Raw genomic sequence first — 15,444 nt, 5'->3', positions numbered from 1 at the left:
ACGAACCATCACCACCTCGGGGGGAACCGCCCATGTGGCACAACAGCTACTTCATCGTCCCGGCCGTCCTGCTGGCGGCCGCCGCGGTCCACGCGGTCCGGACCCGGCAGCGCATCGGCCAGGTCCGGTACGCCAAGGGCCTGCCCGGCCGCGGCCTGCCGCTGCTCGACACCGCGTTCCTGTCCGGCGGGCCGGCGCGGGTGTTCGACACCGCCCTGGTCCGGATGCACATGAGCGAGCAGGCCGTGGTCAGCCGCTCTGGCCTGGTCACGCTCACCGGCGCCAAGCCGTACGACGCGGTCGACAAGGCGGTCCAGGACGCCGTCGGACCGACCGGGAGCCGTCAGCTCGGCCCGCTGCGCCGCACCGTGATGCGCTCCACCGCCGTCCAGGAGATCGGCGACCGGCTCGCCGACCGCGGCCTGATGCGCCGCCCCGAGCGGCTGCGGCGGGCCCGCACCGCCCGCCGGCTGCTCTGGCTCGCGCTGCTCCTGGTGGCGGCCTCCATGGTGGCCGCCCCGCTGCTCGACGACGGCGCCGCCGGCCACGAGCGCCCGAAGCTCTGGATCCCGGTCATCCTGCTGATCGTGGGCGTCGTCTCGCTGCTCGTCACCCCGCTCGTCAAGAGCCGGATCACCCCGGCCGGGCAGCGCCAGTTGTCCCTGATGCAGGGGCCGTGGAAGCCCAATGCCGGGGTGTCGCCGCGGCTGGCCGGCGGCGCGCTGCTGGGCGCGCTCGCGCTCGGCGGCCTGGCCGCCGCCGGGCTGGGGGAGCCGGAGCTGGAGGCCGCGATGCTGGCCGCGTCGACCGACGACGAGGAGTTCTTCCGGCAGGCCACCGCCGCGAACGGCTCCGCGACCTCCTCGTCCTCGTCGTCCTCCTCCTGCTCCTCCGGCTCCGACGGCGGCTCCGCCGCCTGGTGCGGCTCCTCCGACTCCGGTTCCTCCGGCTCCTCCGGGTCCGGCTGCGGCTCGTCCGGCTGCGGGTCCTCCTCGTCGAGCTGCGGCTCCTCTTCCTCCAGCTGCGGCTCCAGCTCGTCGAGTTGCGGCTCCTCGTCGTCCTCCAGCTGCGGGTCGAGCTGCGGCGGTGGCGGCTGCGGCTCCTGACTCCGGCGGCACCCGGCGGAAGTCACAGTTCGGTATCGCGAACCGGGAAGGCGTTCCGCGCGCAGTCGGCACAGGCATACAACAAGCCCATGTGGTTGCTGTTCCTCATACCGGCCTGTGTCGCGGCTGTCCTGTCCTGCGTCCGACTGGTCCGGATGACCGCCACCGCCGACGCCCTCGCCGACCAGAACGGCCTGCGGCCCCCCGAAGCCGTGGGCATCGGCCTGTACGAGACCGCCTACCTGGCCGGCGGCCCGGGCCGGGTGGTCGAACTCGCCCTCGTCCTGATGGCCGGCCGCGGACGGCTCCACCTGGCGCACACCGGCTGGACCACCGTGGTCGACCCCAGGGGCCGCAGCCGCCTGGAGCGGGCGGTCATCGCCACCGTCGGCCCCGAGGGCCAGTGCCGCACCGACGAGCTGCGCCAGGCGGTCGCCGAGCACCCCAACGTGCTGGAGATCGGCGCCCGGCTCGCCCTGGCCGGCCTGGCCACCCCGGCCCTGGTGCAGCGCAACACCGTGGTGGTGATCCGGCAGGTCCGGCACGCGCTGCTGCTGTCCCTGCTCCTGCTGGCCGCCTCGCTGGCCCTCGACGGCTTCACCGGCGGTGACACCCTCGCCCCGCTCGCCTGGTTCTCGCTGCCGCTGGTGCTCACCTCCGGCACCCTGCTGATGGCCCGCGTCGACGTCTACCCGTACACCCGCTGGGCCTCCCCGATCGGGCAGGAGGTACTGCGCGAGGTCCGCCCGGCCCGCCAGCGCGGCCTGGCCGACGACGAGGAGCGCGAACTGCTCACCGCCGTCGCCATGAACGGCCCCGCCGCCCTGCCCGACGCCCGGCTCCGCGCCGCCCTGCGCCCGCACCGCGGCTAGGGCCGCGGCCTGTGGCCGGTCCGCCCGCCCGGCGCCGACCTGCCGCTGGACGACCTGCCCGGGCTGCTCACCGCCGCCTGCGCCGAGTACGGCCTGATCACCCTGCACACCGAACAGCTGGATCCGGACGTCTGCCGGGTCGGCACCGTCACCGGGCTGCGCCCCCGCTCACTGCGGCTGCACGAGGTCGACACCGAGGCCCGCTGGTACCCGGAGCCGACCAAGTACCGGCTCCGCGACGTCACCCGGGTCGGCCTCGGCGACCACTACACCTCCGTGCTGCGCGAGTTCGCCGGTCCGCGACCGGACCGCGACGGCACGGAGGCCGGCTCCCCCGTGTGACAGGGGGGAACCGGCCTCCGGGAGTCGTGGGCCGCTCCGGCCGGGTCGCTCAGACCAGGCCGTTCAGCAGCTCGCTCACCGGCTTGCGGCGCCCGGTGAAGAACGGCACCTCCTCGCGGACGTGCAGCCGGGCCCGGGAGGGGCGCAGGTCGCGCATCAGGTCGACGATCCGGTGCAGCTCGTCCGCCTCGAAGGCGAGCAGCCACTCGTAGTCGCCGAGCGCGAACGAGGCCACCGTGTTGGCCCGCACGTCCGGGTAGCCGCGCGCCATCTGGCCGTGCTCGGCGAGCATCGCGCGCCGCTCGGCGTCCGGCAGCAGGTACCACTCGTAGGAGCGGACGAACGGGTACACGCAGACGTAGTCGCGCGGGCGCTCGTCGGCCAGGAAGGCCGGGATGTGCGACTTGTTGAACTCGGCCGGGCGGTGCAGCGCCATGTTCGACCAGACCGGCTCCAGCAGCCGGCCGAGGCCGGTGCGGCGGAAGCGGTTGTACGCCTCCTGGAGGTCGTCCGAGTCGGCGGCGTGCCACCAGACCAGGATGTCGGCGTCCGCACGCAGACCGGAGACGTCGTACGTACCGCGCACGGTCACGTCCTTGGCGTCCAGCTGCGCGAACAGCTCGTCCACCTCGGCGGCCAGGGCGGTGCGGTCCTCGGGCAGGCCACCCTTGAGCTTGAACACCGACCACATGGTGTAGCGGATGACCTGGTTCAGGTCGCGCGCCTTCTTCTTCTCGGGCCGCTGCTCCGGCTCCCGCTCAACGCTCTCAGTCATGCGCCCATTGTCCTCTCCGTGGAACCTTCCCCGGTCGCCGGGGTCAGCAGTCTGTCGACGGCGGCCGCGGCGGCGGCCGCCGAACCGATGCACGCCGGAATGCCCACCCCGTCGTACGCGGCGCCGCACAGCGCCAGCTTGCCCACCCGCCCCGCCGCCGCCCGCACCCGGGCCACCCGGTCCAGGTGCCCCACCGGGTACTGCGGCAGACCGGCCGAGAACCGCGAGACGAAGGTGTCGTACGGCCGGGCGGTCAGCCCGATCGCCTCCCTGAGATCGGCCAGCGACCGCGCCACCAGCTCCTCGTCCGGCAGCCCCAGCGCCTCCTCCTCGCGGTACCGGCCCAGCGAGGTGCGCAGCAGGAACGCGTCCGGCGCGGAGCGCTCCAGCCAGCCCCACTTGTTCGAGGAGAAGGTCGACGCCTTGATCTGCCGCCCGTCCACCGGCGGCACCAGGAAGCCGCTGCCGCTCGGCGGCTCGGCCAGGTCGGCGCGGCGGAAGGCCAGGGTGACCAGGGCCATGCCCGCGTACTCGACGGCGTCCAGCTCGGTGGCGGCCGCCGGGGCGTCCTCGCGCAGCAGCCGGGCCGCGGCGGGCGCCGGGACGGCCAGCACCACGGCGTCCGCGTGCAGCACCTCGCCGCCGGTCACCACCCGCCAGCCGTCGGGGGTGCGGCACAGCTCGTCCACCGGGGCGTCGGTGCGCAGGTCCACCCCCGCCCGCACACAGGCCGCGGCGACCGCGCCGGGCAGCGTGCCGAGACCGCCGCGCAGGCCCTGGAACACCGGGGTGCCGACCACCTTCGGCCGCGAGGCCAGCTCGTGCACCCCCGCGACCAGCGAGCCGCCGTCACGCGCGATCGACAGCAGCTGCGGCACGGCGGCGCGCAGCGAGATCTCCTCGGCGCGGCCCGCGTAGACGCCGCCGAGCAGCGGCTCGACCAGCCGGTCCACCACCTCCTGGCCCAGCCGGTCGGCGACGTAGCGGCCGATCGCGACGTCCTCGCCGACCTCGGTGCTCCGCTCGTGCCGGGCCCGCTCCAGGCCCTCGTCGGTCAGCACCCCGGAGGCGGCCAGCGCCTCCAGGTCACCGGGGACGCCCATCACCTGCCCGCCGGGCAGCGGCCGCAGCGCGCCGCGGGTCCAGATCGCGGCCTTCGCGGTGGTCGGCGGCTCCAGCTCCCCGCCGAGCCCGACCGCCCGCGCCAGCTCCACCGCCTCCGGCCGCCGGGCCAGTACCGACTCGGCCCCGAGGTCCACCCGGACCCCGCCGACCTCCCCGCCCCACAGCTTCCCGCCGACCCGCCCGGACGCCTCCAGCACCGTCACCCGCGCCCGCGCCGGCCCCCCGGCCGCCCCGCTCAGGAAGGCGGCCGCAGCCAGCCCCGCGATCCCACCACCGACGACGACGACCTGTGCATCCGACATGCTCCGCAGTCTCGCAGACCCTTACACCGGACCCTCAATCCGCTGCACACCCGAAAAGAGCAGGCCGGTGACCGTCGCTCCCGGTACGGTCCCGACCGAGAGGAGGGTGCCCTGTGGTGTACCTGTGGGGCGAGGCGGTCCGGTGGGTGGACGACGAGCCGCAGCCCGGGGTGGTGGAGGTCTGTTTCACGGACGCGGACGGCCGACGGTGGTCGATCATCGGGAAGACCGCGATGTTCGGGACGGACCAGGCCCTCGGGCCCGGCGCGTGGATCGAAGCGGACTCGCCGTTCCCGTTCCCGGCCGACATCGACTGCACCGTGCTGGGCCCGGCCGCCGGGCGCGCGGACGAGGTCGTCACGGTGTCCATCTGGCAGCCGCACCATCTCCAAACCGTGTGCGGGCGGCGGGAGTTCCCGATGCGGAGGGACCAGCTCTTCGAGGAGTGAGCCGGCCGCCGTAGGCTCCACCGCATGGAACCGATCGTGGTGAGTGCGTGTCTGGCCGGGATTCCCTGTCGGTACGACGGGCGGGCGAAGACCTCCGACGGCGCCGTGCGGCTGGTCGAGGAGGGGCGGGCCGTGGTGGTGTGCCCGGAGGGGGCGGGCGGGCTGCCCACGCCGCGGCCGCCGGCGGAGATCGTGGGCGGGGACGGCGCGGACGTGCTGGACGGGCGGGCCCGGGTGGTGGACGCGACGGGCGCGGACTGCACCGCGGAGTTCCTGGCCGGTGCCCGGGCGGCGCTGTCCGCCGCCGAGGAGGCGGGGGCCCGGCGGGCGGTGCTGATGGCGCGCAGCCCGTCCTGCGGCTGCGGTCAGGTGTACGACGGGACGTTCTCCGGGGAGCTGCGCCCGGGTGACGGGGTGACGGCGGCGCTGCTGCGCCGGGCCGGGATCGAGGTCACGGCCGGGTAGTGGGCCCCCGGAGTCCGGGGGCCCACCGCCCTGAGATCAGCGTGCGCTGGCCTCGTGGACGAAGGCGACGAGGCGGCTGAGCGCGTCCGGGTCCATGGACGGCAGCACGCCGTGGCCGAGGTTGAAGATGTGGCCGCTGGTGCCGAGCGCCTGGGCGGCGTGCAGCACCTCGCGGGCCTTGGTCTCGACGACCTTGGTGGGCGCGTACAGCACCGCCGGGTCGAGGTTGCCCTGGAGGCCCTTGCCCTGGCCGACCCGCTCGGCGGCGACGTTCAGCGGGACCCGCCAGTCGACGCCGACGATGTCGGCGCCGGCCTGGCCCATCAGGCCGAGCAGCTCGCCGGTGCCGACGCCGAAGTGGATCCGCGGCACGCCGTACCCGGCGACGGCGTCGAAGACCTTGGTGCTGGACGGCATCACCGAGCGGCGGTAGTCGTCCGGCGCGAGGGCGCCGACCCAGGAGTCGAACAGCTGGACCGCGGAGGCGCCGGCCTCGATCTGCACCTTGAGGAAGGCCGAGGTGATGTCCGCGAGCCGGTCCACCAGGGCGGCCCACAGCTCGGGCTGCCCGTACATCATGGCCTTGGTGTTCTCGTGGTTCTTGGACGGGCCGCCCTCGATCAGGTAGCTGGCCAGCGTGTACGGCGCGCCGGCGAAGCCGATCAGCGGGGTCTCGCCGAGCTCGTCCACCAGCAGGCCGACGGCCTCGGTGATGTAGGGGACGTCGTCGGGCTCCAGCGGGCGCAGCCGCTTCAGGTCCTCGGCGGTGCGGATCGGGTCGGCGATGACCGGGCCGATGCCGGGCTTGATGTCGACGTCGATGCCGACGGCCTTGAGCGGCACCACGATGTCGCTGAAGAAGATCGCGGCGTCCACCTTGTGCCGGCGCACCGGCTGGAGGGTGATCTCCTTGACCAGCTCGGGCCGCATGCAGGACTCCAGCATGGGGATGCCCTCGCGGACCTTCAGGTACTCGGGCAGCGAGCGGCCGGCCTGGCGCATGAACCACACCGGGGTGTGCGGCACGGGCTCGTGCCGGCAGGCGCGCAGGAACGCCGAGTCGTGCGCGGCGCCGCGGCGCCCGGGGGTGGTCGGGCCGTCGTGGGTGGCCGCCGTGCTGTCTGCCGTAGTCTCGCTCACCGTCAAATCTTCGCACGCGTGCCGGGCCCGGTTTCCCGGCCGGTCTCGTCGGTTCCTCCAAGATCTGTCCGGGTTTGCCGTTCCGGCACGCCGCTGGGAGAGAAGTTGCGGCGATAACCCCGTTCTTCGACCTAGTCTTCGGGACATGGCAGCGGTCGGAGGGCACCCCGCACAGGGTGGCGGAGCAGGTGGCGGAGCGGGTCGCGAGGGGGCGCCGAGCGAGTTCCGGGCGGCCGTGGCGGCCCTGGACGGGGCCCGGTTGCGGCCCGAGGTGCAGCTCTCCCCCGCGCCGGCGCCGCGCCGGCTCGCCCCGTACTCGTTCGCGGTGACCGCCTCGGTCGAGGTGGACGGCGAGGAGCTGGCGGACGGCCGGCTGGTGCTGCTGTACGACCCGGCCGGGCAGGAGGCCTGGAACGGGGAGTTCCGGGTGGTCACGATGACCCGGGCCGAGCTGGAGCCGGAGATGGCCGGCGACCCGATGCTCTCCGAGGTGGGCTGGGCCTGGCTGCTGGACTCCCTGCAGGCGCACGCCGCCGGGTTCGCGGAGCCGTCCGGCACGGTGACGCTGGCCTCCTCCCAGTACTTCGGGGGCCTGGCGGACCGCCCGTCCTCGACGGAGATCGAGATCCGGGCCTCCTGGACCCCGGCCGACGGCCGTTTCGAGCGGCACCTGGCGGCCTGGGGGGACCTGCTGTGTGTCAGCGCCGGCCTGCCGCCGGCCGCCCCGGCTCCGCAGGGTCCCGCCGAGGTTCCTTCACTCGGTGGAGTGGTCCCGATGCCGGCCCGGCGACGCCCGCGGTCGCACTGACGGGTGGTGTGCGGCTCCGGCGGCACCCGGGGGCCGGACGCCACCCCCAGGGCTGACGGAGTGTGACTTCGGACCCGCTCTGCGTCAATTCATCGGTCGATACCGACCGATCGGCACCGAATCTGATCGATTTTGTGCGAATACCAGGCATGTCGCATCAATCATTTGCGCGATTTGTCCGTATTGTTACTCACTAGATCGTGATCTTTCGCTAAAGCCGGGCACGGATGCTGCCGAAGCAGTCTGTGACCCTTTCCCAACGCGGAACACTCCGACCGCCCCCATCGGGGTTCCGTCCGCCACTCCCCGCAGGAGGCCTGGTGTCGGTCCTTCTTGAGCACCCCGCAAACGTGGTCGCCTACCGGCCGACCAAGCCCACCGCCATGGTGGTCATCGCCGATCCCCGTGTCCGAAACACCGTCACCCGCCACCTGTGGGCCCTCGGTGTCCGGGACGTGATCGAGGTGTCCTCCATCGCCGAGGCCCGCCCACGGGTCTCCACCCCCCGCGACATCTGCGTCGCCGACGTCCACCTTCCGGACGGATCCGGGCTGACCATCCTCGCCGAGACCCGCGCCGCGGGCTGGCCCAACGGCCTGGCACTGTCCGCCGCCGACGACATCGGCGCGGTCCGCAGCGCGCTGGCCGGCGGCGTCAAGGGATACGTGGTGACCGGCACCCGGACGAACGTCGCGATGCCGGGCCGCCCCGGGATGCCGCTCGGCGCCGCCGGGCTGGCCGGCCGGATGCGCCGCCCCGGGATGCCGGGCATGCCGGGCGCGGCCGGAGCGCCGGGCGCCCCCGGAGCCCCTGGTGCGCCCGGCGCGCAGCAGGCCGCCTACCGCGAGCTTTCCGGCCGCGAGGTCGAGGTGCTGCGGCTGGTCGCCGAGGGCCAGTCCAACAAGGCGATCGGCGTGGCGATGGGCCTGTCGGCGCTCACCGTGAAGAGCCACCTCGCCCGGATCGCCCGCAAGCTGGGCACCGGCGACCGCGCCGGCATGGTCGCGGTCGCGCTGCGCACCGGCATCATCCACTGAGCCGGACGCTCCGGACCGCTGCGGCGGCCGAGGAGGAACGTTTCCTCCTCGGCCGCCGCGGCGCTGTTCCGGGGCCCGCCGTCGAACTCCCGACGTCAACCTCCCGCCGCCGAACTCCCGTCACCCCCGGAGGGCCCGCGGCGGGTGAACCGCGCCCCGGAGCGGGGCGGGCCGCCCCCGGGCGATCAACAGTCTGACCAGTCCGACAACACTCCCGGCCGCGAGGACCGTCGTACCCTTGGGGGGTGACCGACGCCGTAGCAGCCATCCCAGAAGAAGCAGCCCCGGTCCCGCTCCTTGAGCCGAGGGAGGGGATCCCGCCCGTCGTGGCGGACGAACAGGCGCTGGGCGCCGTCGTCGCCGCCTTCGCCGCGGGCACCGGACCGGTGGCCGTCGATGCCGAACGGGCCTCCGGCTACCGCTACGGGCAGCGCGCCTACCTCATCCAGCTGCGCCGCGCGGGTTCCGGCTCCGCCCTGATCGACCCGATCGCCTGCCCGGACCTCAGTGCGCTCGGCAAGGCCGTCGAGGACGCCGAGTGGGTCGTCCACGCGGCCAGCCAGGACCTGCCCTGCCTGTCCGACGTCGGCATGAGACCCCAGCGCCTGTTCGACACCGAGCTGGCCGGGCGGATCGCCGGCTTCGCCCGGGTCGGCCTCGGGCCGATGACCGAGAACGTGCTCGGGCTGAGCCTGTCCAAGGAGCACTCCGCGGTCGACTGGTCCACCCGCCCGCTGCCCGAGCCGTGGCTGCGCTACGCCGCTCTGGACGTCGAGGTGCTGGTCGAGCTGCGCGACGCACTCGAACAGGAGCTGGACGCCCAGGGCAAGCTCGGCTGGGCGATGGAGGAGTTCGCCTCGATCGCCGCCGCGCCCCGCCCGGGCCCGCGCAACGACCCGTGGCGCCGCACCTCGCAGCTGCACAAGATCCGCCGCCGCCGTCAGCTGGCCGTGGTGCGCGAGCTGTGGCTGGTCCGCGACCGGATGGCGCAGGACCGCGACGTCTCCCCCGGCCGGGTGCTCGCCGACGCGGCGATCGTCAACGCCGCGCTGGCCATGCCGCTGAACATCGCCGCCCTGCAGGCCGTCCAGGGCTTCGGCCCGCGGGTGCACCGGCGCCAGCTGGAGCAGTGGCTGGCGGCCGTGCAGCGCGCCCGGGAGATCCCGGAGAACATGCTGCCGCCGGCCACCGCGCCGCACGACGGACCGCCGCCGCCGCGGGCCTGGGCCGAGAAGGACCCGGTGGCCGCCGCCCGGCTGTCCGGCGCGCGCGCCGCGATCAGCGAGCTGGCCGAGCGGTACCACGTGCCGGCCGAGAACCTGATGACCCCGGACACCGTCCGCCGGGTCTGCTGGCACCCGCCGACCGAGCCGGGCCCCGAGGCCGTGGCCGCCGCCCTGCGCGGGTTCGGCGCCCGGCAGTGGCAGGTGGACCTGGTGGCGCCGGCGGTGGCCGCCGCGTTCGCCGCGGCCGCGGCCCAGGACTGATCACGCTCCAGGACCGATCACGGCAACACGTGGAAGGGGATGTCATCCGTACGGGTGGCATCCCCTTCGTCGCACCCGTCCGTCGTACCCGTTCGTCGCACCGCCCGTCGCACCCGGGAACGACGCTCCTGGTCGGACGGCCCGGGGAACGTGTCGGGGGACACATGGTCAGATCCCTCCGAGGGGCCTGGGCAGGCTGGTTACCGGCGGGTAGCATGGCGGTGATGCGGCGCCGCTCGGGTCTTCGACGGCGGCAGCCCGCCCAATCGTCATGTTGGTCCCTGGGAGGAGAGCCCCCGTGCCTCGTACCGCGAGGGACGTCGTCTTCGTCGATGGCGTCCGCACCCCGTTCGGCAAGGCAGGCCCGAAGGGCATCTACCACGAGACGCGCGCCGACGACCTCGTCGTCAAGTGCATCCGGGAGCTCGTGCGCCGTAACCCGAACCTGCCCGTCGAGCGCATCGACGAGGTCGCCGTCGCGGCCACCACGCAGATCGGCGACCAGGGCCTGACCATCGGGCGCACCGCCGCCCTGCTGTCCGGCCTGCCGAAGTCCGTCCCCGGCTACGCGATCGACCGCATGTGCGCCGGTGCGCTGACCGCCGTGACCACCACCGCCGGCGGCATCGCCTTCGGCGCGTACGACGTGGTCGTGGCCGGCGGTGTCGAGCACATGGGCCGCCACCCGATGGGCGAGGGCGTCGACCCGAACCCGCGCTTCGTCTCCGAGAAGCTGGTCGACGAGTCCGCCCTGTTCATGGGCATGACCGCGGAGAACCTGCACGACCGGTTCCCGCACCTGACCAAGGAGCGCTGCGACGCCTACGCCGTGCGCTCCCAGGAGAAGGCCGCCAAGGCGTACGCCAACGGCGACATCCAGCCCGACCTGGTGCCGATCTCGATCCGCAACACCAACCCCGAGGTCGGCGAGACCGGCTGGGGCCTGGCCACCGTGGACGAGCCGCTGCGCCCGGGCACCACGATGGAGTCGCTGGCCGGCCTGAAGACCCCGTTCCGCCCGCACGGCAACATCACCGCGGGCAACTCGGCCGGTCTGAACGACGGCGCCACCGCCTCGCTGCTGGCCGCCGAGGACGTCGCCGAGGAGCTCGGCCTCCCGGTCAAGATGCGCCTGGTCTCCTTCGCCTTCGCGGGCGTCGAGCCCGAGGTCATGGGCATCGGCCCGGTGCCGGCCACCGAGAAGGCGCTGGCCAAGGCCGGTCTGACCATCGACGACATCCAGGCCTTCGAGATCAACGAGGCCTTCGCCGTCCAGGTCCTGTCCTTCCTGGACCACTACGGCATCGCGGACGACGACGAGCGGGTCAACCCGTACGGCGGCGCGATCGCCTTCGGCCACCCGCTGGCCTCCTCCGGCGTGCGCCTGATGAACCAGCTGGCCCGCCGCTTCGAGCAGCGCCCGGACGTCCGCTACGGCCTCACCACGATGTGCATCGGCTTCGGCATGGGCGGCACCATCATCTGGGAGAACCCCCACTGGAGCGGAGCGACCCAGAACACCGAGCTCGAGGGTGGTAAGTGACCATGACGAACACCACCGAGCTGCTGACCCGCGGCGCCGAGCTCTTCCCGGGCGAGGTCGTCACGACCGCGCACGTCCGCCACCTCGACCTGCCGCTGCAGGCCGGCCGGCTGGCCCTGATCACCCTGGACAACGGCTTCGACCACACCAAGCCGACCACCTTCGGCCCGGGCTCGCTGCTCAAGCTGAACGAGGCGCTGGACCAGGTCGCGGCCGAGGCCGCCGAGGGCACGATCGTCGGTGCCGCGATCACCGGCAAGCCGTTCATCTTCGCGGTCGGCGCCGACCTCAAGGGCGTCGAGCTTCTCAAGGAGCACGCGGACGCGCTGGCCATCGGCAAGGGCGGCCACGACGTCTTCCAGCGGATCGCCACGCTGCCCGTCCCCACCTTCGCCTTCTACAACGGCGCGGCGATGGGCGGCGGCGTCGAGGTCGGCCTGCACTGCGACTACCGCACGGTGTCGGCGGGCGTCCCGGCCTTCTCGCTGCCCGAGGTCTTCCTCGGCCTCGTCCCCGGCTGGGGCGGCTGCACCATCCTGCCGAACCTGGTGGGTGCCGGTAAGGCCGTCAAGGTCATCGTCGAGAACTCGATGAACCAGAACAAGCAGCTCAAGGGCAAGGACGTGTTCGAGCTGGGGATCGCCGACGCGATCTTCGAGCCGGCCGACTTCCTGGAGCAGTCGCTGCTCTGGGCCGCCAAGGTCGTCAAGGGCGACGTCGTCGTCGAGCGCGAGGCGATCGACCGCGGCAAGGCCTGGGACGACGCCGTCCTCTGGGGCCGCATGGTCGCCGACGCCAAGGTGCACGGCGCCGCTCCGGCCGCCTACAGGGCGCTGGACATCATCGCCGCCGCCAAGGACTTCGACCTCGCGGACAAGGCGAGCCTCCAGGCCGGCTTCGACGCCGAGGACGCGGCCCTGGCCGACCTCATCATGAGCGGCGAGCTGCGCAGCGGCATCTACGCCTTCAACCTGGTGCAGCGCCGGGCCAAGCGCCCGGTCGGCGCGCCGGACAAGTCGCTGGCCCGCCCGGTCACCAAGGTCGGCGTCGTCGGCGCCGGTCTGATGGCCTCGCAGCTGGCGCTGCTGTTCGCCCGCCGTCTGGAGGTGCCGGTGGTCCTCACCGACATCGACCAGGCGCGCGTGGACAAGGGCGTCGGCTACGTCCACGCCGAGATCGACAAGCTGCTCGGCAAGGGCCGGATCGGCCAGGACAAGGCCAACCGTCTCAAGGGCCTGGTCTCCGGCTCGCTGGACAAGGCCGCCGCCTTCGGCGACGCGGACTTCGTCATCGAGGCCGTGTTCGAGGAGATGGGCGTCAAGCAGGCCGTCTTCGCGGACCTGGAGAACGTGGTCTCGCCGACCTGCGTGCTGGCGACCAACACCTCCTCGCTGTCGGTCACCGAGATGGCCTCGAAGCTGAAGCACCCCGAGCGGGTCGTCGGCTTCCACTTCTTCAACCCGGTCGCGATCCTGCCGCTGCTGGAGATCGTCCGCGGCGACTCGACGGACGACGCCTCGCTGGCCACCGCCTTCGCGGTGTCCAAGAAGCTGAAGAAGACCTCGGTGCTCTGCAAGGACCGCCCCGCGTTCGTGGTGAACCGGATCCTGACCCGCTTCATGGGCGAGATCCAGGGCATCATCGACGAGGGCACCCCGATCGCCGACGTCGAGAAGGCCGTCGAGCCGCTCGGCCTGCCGATGTCCCCGATCGTGCTGCTGGAGCTGGTCGGCCCGGCCATCGCCCTGCACGTCTCGGAGACCCTGCACGGCGCCTTCCCGGAGCGGTTCACCGTCTCCGAGAACCTCGCCAAGGTGGTCAAGGCCGGCAAGCGCGGCTTCTACACCTGGACGGACGGCCAGCAGGTCCTCGACCCCGAGGTGCTGGAGCTGCTGACCTTCGGCGACTCGGTGCTCACCGGGGAGCAGGTCCGCGCCCGCGCCCTGGAGGCCGTGGCGCAGGAGATCGGCCTGATGCTGGAGGAGGGTGTCGTCGCCGAGGCGCAGGACATCGACCTCTGCATGATCACCGGTGCCGGCTGGCCCTTCCACCTGGGCGGGATCACCCCGTACCTGGACCGTGAGGGCGTCTCGGAGCGGGTGAACGGCAAGGCGTTCCTCGCCCCCGGCGTGGCCTCGGTGCCCGCGTAACGCAGCACCCGAACACGAAGGAGCCCCGGTGACCGCCTGGTCACCGGGGCTCCTCCGTGTGTACGGGGCTGCCACCCGGACGCGGCGTGTACGGCGTTTCCGCCCGAGGTCCTGTGTACGGCGCTGCCGCCGGGAACCCGGCGTGTACGGCGTTGCCGCGAGGAAACCGGGTACGGGCCGCCTCAGTGCTTGAGGCGGTACACCACGGTGTCGGCGAAGACGCCGACCATCTCGTAGTGGGTGTCCAGCAGGTTCTCGATCCGGGGGACCATGACCGGCTGGTACGGGGCGATGCCGGAGTCGTCGACCACGACCTCGGGCAGGCCGTTGGCCAGCTCCTTGTCGAAGGTCTGCCAGGCGTTGGAGACGCTGAACTGCTCGCCGACGTTCTGGTTGCCGTCCTTGCCGCCGCTGTAGTTGGTGAGGAAGCCGGCGGTCAGGTAGCGGGTGGCGGGCTTGCGGTCGGCCAGCCAGTACAGCTCGGGGTGCATGCCCCAGACCAGCACGGTGTCCTTGGGGGTGGTCTGGGCGGCGACGGCGGTGGCGACCTCGGTGGTGCGGTTGAGCCGCTCCCCCGGCCAGGCCAGCGCCAGGCTCCAGAACACCGTGGCGGCGGCCGTGGTGTACAGCAGGACGGGCTTCCAGCGGATCGCCGAGGTGGCGACCGCCCCGGTGCCCAGCAGCACCAGCGGCGGGATCAGCTGGAGGTAGTAGTGGCCGAAGAAGTGGAAGCCCACGCTGACCGCGACGACCGAGGAGAGCAGCCAGACCCACAGGTCGGTGGTCGAGCCGTGCTCCTCGCCGGCCACCGGCAGCGGGCGGTGGCGGTGCTTGAGCCAGAGCCGGCGTCCGACCGGGAGCAGGAAGCCCAGGCCGGCCGCGGCCAGGATGGCCGAGTTGCCGAAGGCCCGGCCGAGCATCTGGAGCCAGGCGCCGCCGAAGGAGGCGTAGTCGCCGCTGCCGGTGACCACCCAGAAGAGGAAGCCCTTGGGCTTGGTGAGGATCACCGCGACCAGCGCTATCGGCAGGGTGAAGCCGAACCCGATCTTGAACAGCGCGGGCGGCCAGCGCACCCCGCGCCGGCGGGCGTCCTGGAACAGCATCCAGAGCACCGGCAGCAGCACCGCGCCGCCGGTCTGCTTGGTCAGTGAGCAGAGGGCGACCGCGATGCCCGCGGCCAGCCAGCGGCGCCGTTCGGCGTACCGGAAGGCGGCCACCATGGCGGGCAGCATGAAGACCTCGAAGGTCGCCGCCTGGGTGTCCTCCGGGGAGAGCCCGATGGAGACCAGCAGGTAGAGCAGTCCGGCCCCGGCCCCGGCCCGGTTGCCCCAGCGGCCGCGGGCGATCGAGGCCAGCAGGATCGCGGTGACCAGGTGGGCCACCACCGCCAGGGTGCGCAGCGGCCAGAGCGAGGCGGAGCCGAAGACCGCGAAGCAGGCCTGGTAGAGCCAGGGCAGCAGCGGTGGTTTGCGGTCCACCACGGTGTCGTACAGCACCCCGCCGTCCGCCAGCATCCGGGCCTGGGTGGCCAGGAAGCCCTCGTCCGGGCTCCAGACGGGCCGGGCGAAGGAGGGGATGTGGGTGAGCAGCGCGACCAGCGCGAGCACCGGCACCAGCCTGGTCCAGTACCCGGTGAGAACACGGGTACGGACGCGCTCGGGCAGGCGCTCGGCCAGTCCGGTGAGGCGGAGGCGGGTGGGGGTCGGCACGGGTGACAACCTACCGGGCGGGATCGGCGCCGGTGGCGCCGGTCCCGCCTTTCAGTGCGATTGTCAGCTTGTTCCGTGACGAACTGTTACGGAGTTACGACAAACGGTCGTCTGCGGAACGGGTGACCGCTCCC

General features: G+C 73.1%; 13 protein-coding genes. 9 read left to right on the top strand and 4 right to left on the bottom strand.

Annotated features, from left to right (window positions below; all coding sequences use genetic code 11):
- Window positions 1-32: 32 nt before the first annotated feature.
- Window positions 33-1,106, top strand: a complete 1,074-nt coding sequence (locus ACLWS4_RS13210) for a TIGR04222 domain-containing membrane protein (protein WP_416874210.1) — start codon at window positions 33-35, stop codon at window positions 1,104-1,106.
- 89 nt (window positions 1,107-1,195) lie between these two features.
- Entirely contained in the window at window positions 1,196-1,978 is a 783-nt protein-coding gene (locus tag ACLWS4_RS13205; RefSeq protein WP_074001688.1) for a TIGR04222 domain-containing membrane protein, read from the top strand.
- Window positions 1,979-2,369: 391 nt separating this feature from the next.
- Here ACLWS4_RS13205 and hemQ read toward each other — a convergent pair whose 3' ends face one another.
- Window positions 2,370-3,095, bottom strand: a complete 726-nt coding sequence (gene hemQ, locus ACLWS4_RS13200) for a hydrogen peroxide-dependent heme synthase (RefSeq protein WP_049651284.1) — start codon at window positions 3,093-3,095, stop codon at window positions 2,370-2,372.
- A complete protein-coding gene (gene hemG / locus ACLWS4_RS13195; protein ID WP_416874209.1) occupies window positions 3,092-4,522 on the bottom strand; it encodes a protoporphyrinogen oxidase in 1,431 nt (476 codons plus the stop codon). The genes hemQ and hemG overlap by 4 nt, the downstream gene beginning before the upstream one ends.
- A gap of 113 nt (window positions 4,523-4,635) precedes the next feature.
- Between hemG and ACLWS4_RS13190 the strand changes: the two genes are divergently transcribed.
- Window positions 4,636-4,971, top strand: a complete 336-nt coding sequence (locus ACLWS4_RS13190; protein WP_416874208.1) for a hypothetical protein — start codon at window positions 4,636-4,638, stop codon at window positions 4,969-4,971.
- Between the two features lie 24 nt (window positions 4,972-4,995).
- Window positions 4,996-5,436 (top strand): DUF523 domain-containing protein, encoded by a 441-nt coding sequence (locus tag ACLWS4_RS13185; RefSeq protein WP_049651282.1) that lies wholly within the window; start codon window positions 4,996-4,998, stop codon window positions 5,434-5,436.
- 36 nt (window positions 5,437-5,472) lie between these two features.
- On the opposite strand, the gene hemE is transcribed toward ACLWS4_RS13185, so the two are convergent.
- Window positions 5,473-6,486, bottom strand: coding sequence for a uroporphyrinogen decarboxylase (gene hemE / locus ACLWS4_RS13180; protein ID WP_234348351.1), 1,014 nt, complete (start codon window positions 6,484-6,486; stop codon window positions 5,473-5,475).
- Between the two features lie 235 nt (window positions 6,487-6,721).
- On the opposite strand from hemE, the gene ACLWS4_RS13175 reads away from it, so the two are divergent.
- The 5 genes from ACLWS4_RS13175 (at window position 6,722) to ACLWS4_RS13155 (ending at window position 13,601) form a co-directional block, all read left to right on the top strand.
- Window positions 6,722-7,384: a DUF3000 domain-containing protein gene (locus ACLWS4_RS13175; protein ID WP_074005620.1), complete on the top strand. Its 663-nt coding sequence runs from the start codon at window positions 6,722-6,724 to the stop codon at window positions 7,382-7,384.
- Between the two features lie 320 nt (window positions 7,385-7,704).
- Window positions 7,705-8,421, top strand: coding sequence for a response regulator transcription factor (locus ACLWS4_RS13170; RefSeq protein WP_049651279.1), 717 nt, complete (start codon window positions 7,705-7,707; stop codon window positions 8,419-8,421).
- 245 nt (window positions 8,422-8,666) lie between these two features.
- A complete protein-coding gene (locus tag ACLWS4_RS13165) occupies window positions 8,667-9,908 on the top strand; it encodes a ribonuclease D (protein WP_416874207.1) in 1,242 nt (413 codons plus the stop codon).
- 298 nt (window positions 9,909-10,206) lie between these two features.
- On the top strand, window positions 10,207-11,451 hold the full coding sequence (locus ACLWS4_RS13160) for a thiolase family protein (RefSeq protein ID WP_049651277.1): 1,245 nt from the start codon (window positions 10,207-10,209) through the stop codon (window positions 11,449-11,451).
- Window positions 11,452-11,453: 2 nt separating this feature from the next.
- Window positions 11,454-13,601, top strand: a complete 2,148-nt coding sequence (locus ACLWS4_RS13155; RefSeq protein ID WP_375873232.1) for a 3-hydroxyacyl-CoA dehydrogenase NAD-binding domain-containing protein — start codon at window positions 11,454-11,456, stop codon at window positions 13,599-13,601.
- 182 nt (window positions 13,602-13,783) lie between these two features.
- Here ACLWS4_RS13155 and ACLWS4_RS13150 read toward each other — a convergent pair whose 3' ends face one another.
- Window positions 13,784-15,310: an ArnT family glycosyltransferase gene (locus ACLWS4_RS13150; protein ID WP_234348350.1), complete on the bottom strand. Its 1,527-nt coding sequence runs from the start codon at window positions 15,308-15,310 to the stop codon at window positions 13,784-13,786.
- Window positions 15,311-15,444 lie beyond the last annotated feature (134 nt).

The sequence above is a fragment of the Kitasatospora sp. SC0581 genome, from assembly GCF_048159585.1.
Lineage (GTDB): Bacteria > Actinomycetota > Actinomycetes > Streptomycetales > Streptomycetaceae > Kitasatospora.
This window is presented reverse-complemented; position numbering and strand designations above follow the sequence as displayed.